This window comes from Fictibacillus phosphorivorans, assembly GCF_007673525.1.
Classification (GTDB): Bacteria; Bacillota; Bacilli; order Bacillales; family Fictibacillaceae; genus Fictibacillus; species Fictibacillus phosphorivorans_C.
The window spans coordinates 1,239,529-1,252,552 of the sequence record NZ_VDZU01000001.1 but is presented as its reverse complement, the minus strand read 5'-3'; the positions used below and the strand labels follow the sequence as shown (position 1 = coordinate 1,252,552).

Sequence of the window (13,024 nt, the reverse complement as noted above, 5' to 3'; positions counted from 1 at the left end):
AGCGAGCATCCGCCATTGGTTACTAAAAAGTTATCATCACATAAAAAATGAAGTCCATCACATAAAAATGATCCCTTTTCACATAAAAGTGTCCAGTTCGCATTGACACCATTTTCAAGAACTGCAAAATATGCAAAAACAGCCTAATAATAAAGACAAAAAAACTGGCCATCTCTTGATGAACCAGCTTCTTCAACAATTATTTTCTTAGCTGAGCGCCAAAGCGTTCTTCTAAGCTCTTTAATACGCGGTTATGCGCCGTTACAACTTCCTCATCTGTTAACGTTCGTTCTGGATCAAAATATTTCAGTGAGAATGCAAGTGATTTCTTGCCTTCTTCCATCTTTTCTCCTTCATACAGATCAAAAAGATTTACTTCTTTTAACAGCTCTCCACCTGCAGCTTGAATTACAGTTGTCAGGTCTCCTGCTGGAAGTTCTTGATCAACAACAAGAGCGATATCTCGTGTAATCGAAGGATAACGCGGCAATGTTTGATAGACCATCTGATCTGTTTCCTTCTCTAAAAGACTAGTTGCGTTCAACTCGAACACATACGTATCTTTTACATCCAACTCTTTTTGAAGAGCTGGGTGAAGCTGACCTACAAATCCTACAGAAATGCCATCAAGTTTCACGATCGCTGTTCTTCCTGGATGCATGTTCTCAATTTCTCCAGCTTCATAGGTGATACGCTCAGAAAGGTTCAATTCACCCATGAGACCTTCTAAGATCCCTTTTAACACATAAAAATCAACAGTCTTTCTCTCTCCTTGCCAAAGATGCTCGTTAAACACACCTGTAACAGCGCCTGAAACGAACACATACTCTTCAGGAAGATCTGTTAATACTTCTTGGCGATTGATGAAGACAGATCCCATCTCATAGATAGCGAGGTCTTCCATTGAGCGATTTCTGTTGTATTGAAGCACTTCTAAAAGTTGCGGCAATAAACTCATTCTTAACGTACTGCGCTCTTCACTCATCGGATGCGCAACTGAGATCGGATAAACCTTCTCCTTGCTGAACGAAAAATGAGTAGACTTTAGAGGAGTAGTCAATGCGTAAGTAACAGCTTGATATAGCCCAGCACCTTCTAGATACGTTCTGATATTACGGCGTTGTGCCTGATTCTTCGTTAGGCCACCAGGACGCGCTTCAGATAAAAGGTACGTAGTTGGGATACGGTCATATCCATAGATACGTCCTACTTCTTCAATCAAATCCGCTTCGATCGTTATGTCTGGTCTGCGGGAAGGAACGTTTACTTCGAACTGTCCGTCAGATTCTTTATAACTAAAACCTAAACGCTTAAAGATAGATCCAGTCTGTTCAGATGTGATCTCTGTTCCTAAAAGATTATTCATTCTAGATACATCCATCTTGACGCTGTAAGTGTTAACTTCTCGCTTACCAGCCTCAACGATTCCTTCAGCAACTTTGCCTCCAGCAAGTTCCGCCATAAGGCTAGCAGCTCTCATTGCTGCAGCATATACTCGGTTACGATCGATGCCTTTTTCATATCTCGAACTCGCTTCACTTCGTAAACCAAGGTCTTTAGAAGCTGCTCTTACACGACCTGAAGCAAAATATGCTGCCTCTAATAATACGTTTGTTGTGTCAGATTGGACTTCACTTGTAGCCCCGCCCATAACACCAGCTACTGCAATCGGATCTTTTCCATTTGTGATCACTAAGTGAGTTTCTTTAAGTTTACGATCTTGATCGTCAAGCGTTTGAATGTGTTCACCTTCTGTTGCACGGCGGATTACGATCTCTTTTGAGCCTAATCGGTTATAGTCAAAGGCATGTAAAGGCTGACCATACTCAAGAAGTACATAGTTTGTGATATCAACGATGTTATTGATCGGACGGATGCCCGATGCCATAAGGCGATTCTGCATCCAAAGCGGAGAAGGACCAATTTTAACATCACGGATGATCATCGCTCCGTAATATGGGTTATCTTCAAGTGATTCGATCTGAACAGAGATAAATTCTCCTGCTTTCTCTTCAGACGTTTTGATCGATGTGTTTGGAAGTTTCACTTCTTGTTCTAAGATCGCAGCTACTTCATTCGCTACACCGATCACGTTCAGACAATCAGCTCGGTTTGGTGTAAGTCCAAGTTCTAATACATGGTCATTCAAATTTAAGTATTCTAATGCATCACTTCCAGGCTCTGCGTCACTTGGCATCACAAAGATTCCTGTTGCATATTCTTTTGGTACTAATTTAGTATCTACACCTAACTCTGTAAGTGAACAAATCATTCCGTGAGATTCTTCACCGCGAAGTTTTGCTTTTTTTATTTTAAAGTTACCTGGAAGAACCGCTCCAGGTACAGCAACAGCCACTTTTTGGCCTTGAGCTACGTTTGGTGCACCGCACACGATCTGTGAGACTTCACCTTGACCTACATCTACTTTACAAACTCTAAGCTTGTCAGCGTTAGGATGCTGGATGCATTCTTCCACATATCCAACAACTACTCCACTGATTCCTTTATTTAGTGACTCGACCATCTCGACTTCAATACCGCTTTTTGTAATTTTATCTGCGAGTTCAGACGGTGAGATTTCTACGTTTACATATTCTTTTAGCCAGTTATAAGAGATTAGCATATAATTCCCCTCCTCAAGTTATGCATTTTTGAATTGTTTTAAAAACCGGATATCGTTCGCATAGAAATGACGAATATCATCAATCCCATATTTGAGCATCGCGATACGCTCAGGTCCCATACCAAATGCAAAACCTGTATATTTCTTTGAATCGAACCCTGCCATCTCAAGCACGTTCGGATGAACCATACCTGCTCCTAAAATCTCAATCCAACCTGTTTGCTTACAGATCGAACAGCCTTTTCCGCTACATTTAAAGCAAGAGATATCCATTTCGACAGATGGCTCTGTAAAAGGGAAGAAACTTGGACGAAGACGAATTTTACGATCTTCACCGAACATTTTTTTGGCGAACGTTTCAAGCACACCTTTTAAGTCACTTAAACGAACGTTTTGGTCGACAACGAGTCCTTCGATCTGCATGAACTGATGTGAATGTGTAGCATCATCGTTATCTCTTCGGTAAACCTTACCAGGAGAAATGATCTTCACAGGTCCTTCTCCTTCATGCTTTTCCATCGTACGCGCTTGAACAGGTGATGTTTGTGTACGAAGAAGGATATCTTCTGTAATGAAGAATGAGTCCTGCATATCTCGAGCAGGGTGTCCCTTTGGCAAGTTTAACGCTTCAAAATTATAATAGTCCGTTTCTACTTCTGGTCCTTCAGCGATCGTGAAGCCCATGCTCAAGAAAAGATCTTCAATCTCAGTAACAACAGCTGTTAACGGATGAGGATTTCCTTTCTTTACAGGTCTTCCTGGTAATGACACATCGATCGTTTCTTTTGAAAGTTTTTCTGCGATCGCTGCATTCTCCAGTTCGCTTTGTTTTTTATCTAGTTCTTGTTGGATGCTGTCACGAACTTCGTTGGCATAAGCGCCAATTACAGGTCTTTCTTCAGCAGACAATTTCCCCATTCCTTTTAATACTTCCGTAATGGGTCCTTTCTTACCTAAATAAGCTACCTTAACAGCTTGCAGATCTTTTAGATCTTGGGCTTCTTTAATCTGGCCGATCGCTTCAACTTTTAGAGCTTCTAAACGGTCTTTCACCGTGCAACCCCTCCTAAAAAAATATAAAAAACTCCTCATCCAATAAGGGACGAGGAGTTCGCGGTACCACCCAATTTAACAATGAAAAATACACTGTTCACTTCATTTTAATAACGGCTCTTCACCGGTCAGCCCTACTTAACAGTTCAGGTGACAACTCAGGAGTGAATTCAATAATACCTACCAAAGAAATGCTCACAGTCTAAGACATTTCCTCCCTTTTTGGCGGAATCATTACCTACTTTTCTCCATCTTCGTTTTTAATACTATTCCATTCATCTTTTTCATTATATATGAAAAAATTCTATAATTGCAACGCTATGTCACAAATTACGTTCTATTTCGCTGTAATTCATACAAAAGGATACCTGTTGCTACTGAAACGTTCAGGGACTCCGCACTGCCGAAGATCGGAATTTTCACATTCAATGTTGATTCCTGTTGAAGGATCTCCTGCACACCTGCGCCTTCATTGCCCATGATCAAAGCAAATCCATCTACTTCAGGCGTTTCTCGCATATCCACAGAATTTTGAAGTGAAGTCGATAATACCGGCAGATCATGCTCCTTACAGCGCTCAATAATCTCTAACAAGTTCGCTTTAACGATTGGCAGATGAAATAAAGAACCTTGCGTTGATCGAACGGTTTTACCATTATAAAGATCCGCTGTACCCTCACCTAAAAATACACCATCAAGGCCAGCACTATCAGCTGTTCGAATGATCGTTCCAAGATTTCCTGGGTCTTGAACGCCATCGATTAAGAGATATCGTCCACCTTTTTTGATAAGTTCTTCAGATTGCTCCATCATCTCACAAACGGCTATGATACCTTGTGGTTTCTCGGTTTCAGATAGCTGTTTCATCAATTTAGCCGGAACAGACCAAAGCGTGAATTTTTCCTTTAACCACACTTCATTGATCTCAAAATTTTCTTCCACGATTACATGTTGAAGTTTTGCTCCAGACGTGATTGCTTCTTCTATAAGATGAGGACCTTCAAGTAAGAATGTTCCTGATTTTTCACGTTCTTTTTTTGTATGAAGTTTTTTCCATTGCTTCAAGGAAGCGTTGGACTCTGATTCAATGTGCTTCATATTCAATTGTTCTCCTTTAAATCATAAATATTTTACTTTTTTCTCATAAAACATGCTCAGAACGTACACAATAAAAAAAGAAAAAATTAATAGAGGTGCATATCCATGAATCTAGACTTAAGAAAAGCTGTATTGCATAACGTTACTGGCAACAATAAAGAACAGTTACAAGATACGATCGTAGATGCCATCGAGAGTGGAGAAGAAAAAATGCTTCCTGGTCTTGGTGTTCTTTTTGAAGTGATCTGGAAAAACTCTGATCAGCAAAAGAAAGAAGAAATTTTAAACACACTTTCAGACGGCTTGAAGTAAAACCCGGTTCCCCGGGTTTTTTATTTTTGTTTAAAGTTAATTGTTTTATTAATAGCCCGTATCTTGACGTTCATGATTTACTCTATTTTTTGAAAGGTAAGCTTCTTCGATCTCTTCAAAAGAAAAGCCGAGTTTCACACCGAGCCCTAAAAATGTGTCAAAAAACGATTGGAATTCTTCGATTAATAAAGATTTAGACCCCGATTGATATAGAGTTAAAAATAAAGTATTGATATCTATCTTGTCCATCTTCTCGCCAAGATCAACCTCATTGGTTATTTCAACCTCTTTAAAGCCCAAATCTAATCCTATCGATAAGACAAAATGTAGTCCGTCTACATATTCTTCTAAAATTACTTCTTTTTCAGAAGCAGGACGTTTACTCCAATATTTAAAGCATCTTGTTTCATTCGCTAGTTCACCAAGCTCAACAAGAAATGCTAATCTTCTCTGTTCAAATAATGATGAGTTATCAAGATTATGTTCTTTTACTATGCGCATATTTAATTCGTTCTGCATGGAAAAGAGTTCTTCAATTTTCACGTTCATCCCTGCCTTTCATTCCTAAGCTATTATAACGTTAACTAGTCCTACATTCGAGGATGAATTTCTAATGCAAAAGTAAAATTCATGTCGAAAATTGTAAACTCGCCGCTATATTGCAAAAACTCGCCGGATTATCGCATAAACTCGCTGGATTATTTTGGAATCTAGCCGGATTATCCATCAAATTTAAAGAATTAACATCTTCTACTTAACTTATGAAGGCGATATGCAAACCGGTTGAATTTCACAGATTTTTCTTTTTTAACAAAAAAAAACATGCGCTTCGCATGAAATTACATATGAAACCCATGTTTTTTACCTTACTTTTTTTATTTTACTTCAGTTTCCACTATGCAGGCATGCGTTGTTTTTGCTGTTCTTCTATCTCTTCCTCAAAGAACTCACTCCATTTGATCACCCATTCTTTTCTTCTCAATAAGTAAAACAATACAGACAAGACGATAATAATAGCTGCAGAAGTAACGAGCGATAGAGAAAGCAACACCGAACCGAATGAAGAATAAAGAATAGCGATCGGAACGTTCGATATGATACTAGCCTTTGTATACTCTTTAAAATTTGATGAAATCTCGATCAAGCATAGACTCAAAAGATGAAAATGCATAAAGGGAATCATTTTTAAAATTGCAATCTGACCTACCGAGAACGGCATACGTTTTCCAATCCACTTTTTTTGCAGCTTTTTTACTTTTTTCATCAGTTTCGGCATACTTTTCATTCCCCAGTAGAAAAGAACACTCGAAAGCGTAATTCCGATGACTGAATAGAACGCGCCTGCAACTGCTCCAAACAAGATGCCGCCTGTAAGACAGATCAAGCCAACCGGAAGAAAAAAGAACTGTCGAAACGCTTGGAGAAGAATGAACAATAAAGGGGCAAAGATTCCACTGAACTTGAGCACCTCGATGAACACACTACTATTGTCTAACACGCACTCATCCCCCCTTTAAGTCAGCATATGACAGAAGACGAGCTCTGTATGACAGAATGTTCGTATGCATAAACACTACTTCTTTTTGACACCTTAAATATAGATTGTTTGCTTACATAGTTCTTAGTTTCTTAGGAGGAGTCCGATCATGGATACAGTTGTACTTGCGAGAGCGTTCTTTGGTACATCACTAGGTTTTCATATAATATTTGCAACACTTGGTGTAGGTCTTCCTTTGATGATCGTTATCGCCGAAATCATACATCAAGTGAAAGGTGACAATGATTACGCCATCATGGCTAAGCGCTGGACAAAGGCGTTTGCTGTTTTGTTAGGGGTGGCTATTCCATCAGGGACGATCGTCGGCGTACAATTATCTTTGTTGTGGCCAGGATTTATGGAAATCGTAGGAAAGGTTATCTCCCTTCCCTTTCAGATTGAAATTTTTGCTTTCTTTTTAGAAGCCTTGTTCATGTCTATTTACGTATATGCGGCTGACAGGTTACCGAGATACTTCCGTTTGATCTCTGTATTCTTTGTAGCACTAGGAGCTGTTGCGTCCGCCATCTTAATTTCAGCCGTTAATACGTGGATGAATACACCGGATGGATTTAAGATCAAACCAGATGGGACGATCTATGATGTCTCCCCTTGGGATGCTTTCTTCAATCCTAGCTTTCTATCCTCTTCCTTTCACGTTGCCATCACGGCTTATATGACCGGCGCTTTTGCCGTTGCTTCTGTAGCAGCGTTTAAACTTTTAAAGAAGAGACCTGAACGCGAACGAGCTTATCACTTAAAAGGGTTGTTCATGTCTCTTACCGTCGCTCTTTTGATGAGCTTTGTCTCTGCAGTTTCTGGGCATCATTCAGCACAGATTCTGCACCAACATTCTCCTGAAAAACTAGCAGCAGCAGAAGGGCTGTTTGAGACTCAAAGGTATGCACCACTTGCTATAGGAGGTTATACAGATCCAAAGACCGAGGAAGTGAAATACGGAATCGAAATCCCTTGGGCACTTAGTTGGCTTGCTGCTGGAAAGTTCGATACTGAGGTAAAAGGACTATACGAGTTTCCTCGAGAAACATGGCCACCTTTTTATGTACACACGCTCTTTAACTTAATGGTAGGGATTGGAACACTTTTATTAGGGCTTGCAGCAGTTGCTTTAGCCTATTGGTGGTTCTTCGTAAAAAGAAAAGGAAAACCTTTTCCAAAGTGGCTGTTATGGTCTCTTGTTTTATCCGGACCACTTTCTATGCTCGGCATTGAGTTCGGCTGGGTATTTAGCTGTAGTGGAAGACAACCATGGACTATCTATCGCGTTCAGACGACGGCCGAAGCTGCGACTAAGAATGAAGACCTTGGCGTGCTCTTCCTGTTATTCTTAGGCTTATATGCGCTACTCAGCGTGTTAACCGTTTTAATTTTAACAGCTTATTTCAAACGAAACCCTGTTTCAAAAGATATGGAAAAACTTCAGAGTTAGAAAGGAGGAATGAAGGATGAGCGAAGAAGTTTTAGCGATTCTGATGATGTGGACCTTTATATTTATCTATAGCATATTCGGTTCGATCGATTTTGGGGCTGGATTCTGGGCGATGATCTATAACAATCATAAGACGATGGCTGGAAGAATCGCAAATCGTTTCTTGTCCCCCACTTGGGAAATTACAAACACTTTCTTAGTTCTTTTAGTGGTTGCGTTCGTGGGCTTCTTTCCTAAAGGAGCATATACTCTCGGAACGGTCATGCTCGTTCCAGTTTCTTTGATTCTCTTCTTACTTGCTATCCGGAGTGCATTTATGGTGTTCTCCTATTCCGTTCAAGGATATCGCCGAACGATGTTTATTATCTCAGGCATCTCTGGCCTGCTTATTCCATCCCTGCTAATTGCCGTGCTTCCTATCTCACAAGGTGGATTTATCGCTGTTGATGGAGATACACAGAGCTTATTGCTCTCAAAGCTGCTCACAAGTCCAACACTCTATTTGTACGTGCTATTCGGCCTTACATCTGAGTTGTATCTTTCATCACTGTTTTTAGCAGATTACGCAAGAGTCTCTAAAAAAGAGGATGCATATAGGTTATATCGGAGCAATGCGATTCTGTTAGGACCACTGACGCTAATATCCGCTCTTTTCACATTACTATTTATAACACCAGAATCGCGCTGGCTTATTGATAATCTAATGGATCAAAAAATCTGGTTTATTCTATCATTGGTCGCCTTTCTTATTGCATACTTTTCTCTATGGTGGCCAAAACAAAACCGCCCAGGAATTGGACGGCCGCGTCTTACACTATTAGCAACTGTTTTACAATATGGTCTTGCAAGCGTAGGTTATGGATTAGCTCATCTGCCTTATATCGTATATCCTGATTTAACGATCTATGAGGCGTTTACTGCACCAGAAACATTTTATTCATTAATGATTATGTATATCGTTGGTCTCGCCATCTTGGCACCAGGTTTCTATATTTTCTGGAGGTTGTTCTTAAAAGACAAACGATATCTTCAACAAGAATAGTTTCTATATAAACCAGCCTGCTAAAACCGTTATAAACATACTTAAAAGAGGCAGCCCGTAACGAAACGAGGGATGCTTAGTCTTATGACGTAACTTTTTCATAGCAAGCCACATACCCGGTGCTCCACCAATAACAGCGATCAGCCAAAGCCTCGCTTCAGGTGTACGCCATTCGCCTTTTTTAGCAGATAACTTGTCTCTTTTCATAACATAATAAGCGGCTACGTTTAAAATGATTAGATATATGATTAACACCTTGTTGTTTCCCTTCAGAATGAAAAAAGATCATCTCCATCAAATGAGGAAATGATCTTTTCTTTTTTTCTACTTAAGCTTTTAGGCTGTCTTTTGCTTTTGAAGCTAATTCAGCGAAAGCTTTTTCGTCTGTGATAGCAATTTCAGAAAGCATCTTACGGTTGATGTCGATACCTGCAAGTTTAAGACCGTGCATTAAACGGCTGTAAGAAAGACCGTTTGTACGAGCAGCAGCGTTGATACGAGTGATCCAAAGCTTACGGAAGTCACGCTTCTTTTGACGACGGTCACGGTAAGCGTACATAAGTGATTTGAATACTTGTTGTTGTGCTACTTTAAATAATTTATGTTTGGAACCGAAATAGCCTTTAGCTAGTTTAAGAACTTTCTTACGACGACGACGTGTTACATAGCCACCTTTTACTCTTGGCATATTAAAAACCTCCTATTATTAAATCGATTAATGACGATTAACGTTTTTTGTAAGTTAACAATGTGCGGATACGCTTGTAGTCACCGCTGTGAACAAGTTTCGCTTTACGAAGCTTACGCTTAGCTTTAGTTGACTTGTTAGCAAACAAGTGACTAGTATAAGCGCGAGCACGCTTTAATTTACCTGATCCAGTTTTTCTAAAGCGCTTCGCAGCACCTTTATGAGTTTTCATTTTAGGCATAATGGTTATCCTCCCTGGTAAAAATTATTTTTCGGCTTTAGGTGCAAGGATAAGGAACATGCTACGACCTTCCATCTTCGGCTTCGTTTCAACCGTAGAAAGATCTTCACATTCTTTCGCTAACTTTTCCAATACCGTTTTTCCGATTTGAGAATGAGTGATTGCACGTCCACGGAAACGAATACTTGCTTTTACTTTGTCACCTTTTTCAAGGAACTTACGTGCATTTCTAAGCTTTGTATTAAAGTCGTTTTCCTCAATCGTTGGACTTAGACGAATCTCTTTAGTCGTAATGACCTTTTGATTTTTTCGTGCTTCACGATCTTTACGTTGTTGCTCGTATTTAAACTTACCGTAGTCCATGATACGACATACTGGCGGTTTAGCAGTTGCAGCAACGAGTACAAGGTCAAGATTTGCGTTTGTAGCGAGATCCAAAGCTTCTTGTCTAGATTTAATGCCAAGCTGGCTTCCATCAGGACCGATTAAGCGAACCTCACGAGCACGAATACCTTCATTGACAGACATGTCCTTACTAATAGTAAGTCACCTCCAAATTTTTTCAGTGAGTGTTTTAAAACACTCGACTTGTTATTTCTGCAAATAAAAAAAGCGTCGGCGCAACGATCACCCACACATAGTAAACCGGCTATGTACACTTTGACATGCCTGAATATCCATCTACCCATCAACAGTCACTCAGGACGTCGAGTCAGGTGAGAAGCGGGTGCTTCTGCTTGTTTGATGCTTTTGCTTATTTTATTAACCTTACATACTATAACACATTGGAGATATGCGTGTCAAACAACGAATGTAATAACAGCAACGAAATTAATTTTACTTCGTTTACGAAAGGAATGCAAGAGTTTTTTTATTTGCTTTTTTGTTTTGTAGTTTTACTATCCACTCTTGAGTAAATACTGTCCACTTTCAGTAATTTACTGTCCACATTGAGCATTTTACTGTCCACTTTTCAATTTCCTTTAAAAAAGACGGCCAATTCAACATTGGCCGCTCTCTCAATAACCTTATCTCTTTTCATTAATTTGAGCTAAAATCTTATCGCGGAAATTTTCATAAGAAACAGTCTCTGACTTTTGCTCACCATATTTACGAACGTTAACAGCATTGTCTTCGATCTCTTTATCACCTAGAACAAGCATGTAAGGAATCTTCTTCATCTGTGCTTCACGGATCTTGTAGCCGATCTTTTCGTTTCTAGTATCGATCTCAACACGTACTGCATGCTGCTTCAAATCTTCTTGAAGCTTATACGCGTATTCATTATGAACATCTGATACTGGTATTAGTTTCACTTGTACAGGCGCTAACCAAGTTGGGAACGCTCCAGCAAAGTGCTCAACCAAAATTCCTAAGAAACGGTCGATCGAACCATAGATAGCACGGTGAATAACGACTGGACGAACCTTTTGGTTGTTTTCATCTACATACGTTAGATCGAACTTTTCTGGCATCTGGAAGTCCAGCTGAATCGTTGCACACTGATGGCTTCTTTTAAGAGCATCTTTAATATGGAAATCGATCTTCGGACCGTAGAACGCTCCATCTCCCTCGTTCAGATGATAGTTCATCCCTAGATCTTCTAGAACGTTTTTCAATGCACCCTCAGCTTGTTCCCATAAACGGTCATCACCCATAGAATCTTCTGGACGAGTTGAAAGTTCTACAGAATATTCGAAACCAAACGTGCTGTAGATTTTATCAACTAACTTAAATACATTTTTAATCTCACTTTCGATCTGCTGTGGTGTCACAAAGATATGCGCATCATCTTGGCAGAACGTACGAACACGAATCATACCGTTTAGTGCACCGCTATATTCGTGACGATGTACTTGACCGAACTCGGCCATACGTACCGGAAGATCTCTATATGAATGTAGTTTGTTCTTAAAGATCAACATGTGGCCTGGGCAGTTCATCGGCTTCATCGCAAATTTTGTATCATCTACTTCAGAGAAATACATGTTTTCATGATAATGATCCCAGTGACCCGATTGTTCCCAAAGACGCTGATTCATCATAAACGGAGTACGTACTTCGTCATAATCCACTTGACGTTGAAGTTCGCGAGAGAAGTTCTCAAGCTCTGTACGGATTGTCTGACCGTTAGGAAGATAGAAAGGCATTCCTGGTGCTTCTTCTGAGAACATGAATAACTCTAATTCTTTTCCGAGTTTACGATGATCACGTTTTTGAGCTTCCTCAATAAAGTGAAGATACTCATCAAGGTCTTTTTGGCTTAAGAACGCTGAACCATAAATACGTTGAAGCATTTGGTTGTCGCTGTCTCCACGCCAATATGCACCAGAGATACTCATCAATTTATAAGCTTTGATCTTCCCTGTTGAAGGAACGTGTGGCCCACGGCAAAGGTCAAAGAATTCACCTTGCTCATAGATCGTGATCTTTTCACCTTCAGGAAGGTCTCGGATCAACTCAAGCTTTAAGTGATCGTTTAATTTTTCGTATATCTCAAGGGCTTCTTCTCGACTAACTTCTTTGCGTACGATCGGAAGGTTTTCGTTTACGATCTTCTTCATTTCTTTCTCGATCGCAGGCAGGTCTTCTGGTGTTAAGTTATGAGACATGTCTACATCATAATAGAACCCGTTATCGATAACTGGTCCAATCCCAAGTTTCACGTCTGGGTAAAGACGCTTAAGTGCTTGAGCAAGTAAATGGGCATTTGAGTGTCTTGTCATTTCAAGACCCTCTTTAGAATCCTGCATCACGATCTCGATTGATGCATCTTCTTCAATAGGACGTGAAAAATCATATAATTGTCCGTTTACTTTCCCTGCAACTGCTTTTTTCTTTAAACTCGGGCTGATACTCTCTGCTACTTGTTCAGAAGTAACACCTTTAGGAAATTCCTTGACTGAACCGTCAGGGAACTTGATTGAAATTGACGACATATAAAACATCTCCTTTTTTACTAGGTTCTTATCTGATTGAA

Annotated in this window: 13 protein-coding genes and 1 other annotated feature; of the genes, 3 read left to right on the top strand and 10 right to left on the bottom strand. The window is 39.9% G+C overall.

Annotated elements, in window-relative coordinates:
* Positions 1 to 199: 199 nt before the first annotated feature.
* The 3 genes from pheT to FS458_RS05985 form a co-directional block, all read right to left on the bottom strand.
* Positions 200 to 2,623 (bottom strand): phenylalanine--tRNA ligase subunit beta, encoded by a 2,424-nt coding sequence (gene pheT, locus FS458_RS05995; RefSeq protein ID WP_144698701.1) that lies wholly within the window; start codon positions 2,621 to 2,623, stop codon positions 200 to 202.
* A gap of 18 nt (positions 2,624 to 2,641) precedes the next feature.
* A complete protein-coding gene (pheS, locus tag FS458_RS05990; RefSeq protein ID WP_144698699.1) occupies positions 2,642 to 3,676 on the bottom strand; it encodes a phenylalanine--tRNA ligase subunit alpha in 1,035 nt (344 codons plus the stop codon).
* A 42-nt stretch (positions 3,677 to 3,718) separates the two neighbouring features.
* Positions 3,719 to 3,940, bottom strand: a binding site (T-box leader).
* A gap of 66 nt (positions 3,941 to 4,006) precedes the next feature.
* A complete protein-coding gene (locus FS458_RS05985; protein WP_144698697.1) occupies positions 4,007 to 4,774 on the bottom strand; it encodes a TrmH family RNA methyltransferase in 768 nt (255 codons plus the stop codon).
* Between the two features lie 105 nt (positions 4,775 to 4,879).
* Here FS458_RS05985 and sspI point away from each other — a divergent pair, with 105 nt between their 5' ends.
* Positions 4,880 to 5,086 (top strand): small acid-soluble spore protein SspI, encoded by a 207-nt coding sequence (sspI, locus tag FS458_RS05980; RefSeq protein WP_066396708.1) that lies wholly within the window; start codon positions 4,880 to 4,882, stop codon positions 5,084 to 5,086.
* Positions 5,087 to 5,134: 48 nt separating this feature from the next.
* Here the strand turns inward: sspI and FS458_RS05975 are convergent, their stop codons facing one another.
* Together FS458_RS05975 and FS458_RS05970 are read right to left on the bottom strand one after the other, a co-directional pair.
* Positions 5,135 to 5,635 carry a dUTP diphosphatase gene (locus FS458_RS05975; protein WP_197222673.1) on the bottom strand — a complete coding sequence of 167 codons (501 nt, stop codon included), beginning with the start codon at positions 5,633 to 5,635 and terminating at the stop codon, positions 5,135 to 5,137.
* A gap of 346 nt (positions 5,636 to 5,981) precedes the next feature.
* On the bottom strand, positions 5,982 to 6,584 hold the full coding sequence (locus tag FS458_RS05970) for a TVP38/TMEM64 family protein (protein ID WP_144698693.1): 603 nt from the start codon (positions 6,582 to 6,584) through the stop codon (positions 5,982 to 5,984).
* Positions 6,585 to 6,732: 148 nt separating this feature from the next.
* Between FS458_RS05970 and FS458_RS05965 the strand changes: the two genes are divergently transcribed.
* Entirely contained in the window at positions 6,733 to 8,073 is a 1,341-nt protein-coding gene (locus FS458_RS05965) for a cytochrome ubiquinol oxidase subunit I (protein WP_144698691.1), read from the top strand.
* A 16-nt stretch (positions 8,074 to 8,089) separates the two neighbouring features.
* Positions 8,090 to 9,115 (top strand): cytochrome d ubiquinol oxidase subunit II, encoded by a 1,026-nt coding sequence (locus FS458_RS05960; protein WP_144698689.1) that lies wholly within the window; start codon positions 8,090 to 8,092, stop codon positions 9,113 to 9,115.
* Between the two features lie 3 nt (positions 9,116 to 9,118).
* On the opposite strand, the gene FS458_RS05955 is transcribed toward FS458_RS05960, so the two are convergent.
* From FS458_RS05955 to thrS, 5 genes are all read right to left on the bottom strand, one after another.
* Entirely contained in the window at positions 9,119 to 9,370 is a 252-nt protein-coding gene (locus FS458_RS05955; protein WP_260858479.1) for a DUF1294 domain-containing protein, read from the bottom strand.
* Between the two features lie 73 nt (positions 9,371 to 9,443).
* A complete protein-coding gene (rplT, locus tag FS458_RS05950; protein ID WP_066291543.1) occupies positions 9,444 to 9,803 on the bottom strand; it encodes a 50S ribosomal protein L20 in 360 nt (119 codons plus the stop codon).
* A gap of 37 nt (positions 9,804 to 9,840) precedes the next feature.
* Positions 9,841 to 10,044, bottom strand: a complete 204-nt coding sequence (gene rpmI, locus FS458_RS05945) for a 50S ribosomal protein L35 (RefSeq protein ID WP_066243622.1) — start codon at positions 10,042 to 10,044, stop codon at positions 9,841 to 9,843.
* A 24-nt stretch (positions 10,045 to 10,068) separates the two neighbouring features.
* Positions 10,069 to 10,572, bottom strand: coding sequence for a translation initiation factor IF-3 (infC, locus tag FS458_RS05940; RefSeq protein ID WP_066396718.1), 504 nt, complete (start codon positions 10,570 to 10,572; stop codon positions 10,069 to 10,071).
* A 500-nt stretch (positions 10,573 to 11,072) separates the two neighbouring features.
* Positions 11,073 to 12,983: a threonine--tRNA ligase gene (gene thrS / locus FS458_RS05935; RefSeq protein ID WP_144698687.1), complete on the bottom strand. Its 1,911-nt coding sequence runs from the start codon at positions 12,981 to 12,983 to the stop codon at positions 11,073 to 11,075.
* Positions 12,984 to 13,024: the final 41 nt, after the last annotated feature.

What these genes read in the sequence shown, in the direction of transcription:
- rplT (WP_066291543.1), bottom strand. Translation starts at nt 9,803, where the DNA reads ATGCCAAGAGTAAAAGGTGGCTATGTAACACGTCGTCGTCGTAAGAAA.
- sspI (WP_066396708.1), top strand. Translation starts at nt 4,880, where the DNA reads ATGAATCTAGACTTAAGAAAAGCTGTATTGCATAACGTTACTGGCAAC.
- FS458_RS05960 (WP_144698689.1), top strand. Translation starts at nt 8,090, where the DNA reads ATGAGCGAAGAAGTTTTAGCGATTCTGATGATGTGGACCTTTATATTT.
- thrS (WP_144698687.1), bottom strand. Translation starts at nt 12,983, where the DNA reads ATGTCGTCAATTTCAATCAAGTTCCCTGACGGTTCAGTCAAGGAATTT.
- pheT (WP_144698701.1), bottom strand. Translation starts at nt 2,623, where the DNA reads ATGCTAATCTCTTATAACTGGCTAAAAGAATATGTAAACGTAGAAATC.
- infC (WP_066396718.1), bottom strand. Translation starts at nt 10,572, where the DNA reads ATGTCTGTCAATGAAGGTATTCGTGCTCGTGAGGTTCGCTTAATCGGT.
- FS458_RS05975 (WP_197222673.1), bottom strand. Translation starts at nt 5,635, where the DNA reads ATGAACGTGAAAATTGAAGAACTCTTTTCCATGCAGAACGAATTAAAT.
- FS458_RS05965 (WP_144698691.1), top strand. Translation starts at nt 6,733, where the DNA reads ATGGATACAGTTGTACTTGCGAGAGCGTTCTTTGGTACATCACTAGGT.
- rpmI (WP_066243622.1), bottom strand. Translation starts at nt 10,044, where the DNA reads ATGCCTAAAATGAAAACTCATAAAGGTGCTGCGAAGCGCTTTAGAAAA.
- FS458_RS05985 (WP_144698697.1), bottom strand. Translation starts at nt 4,774, where the DNA reads ATGAAGCACATTGAATCAGAGTCCAACGCTTCCTTGAAGCAATGGAAA.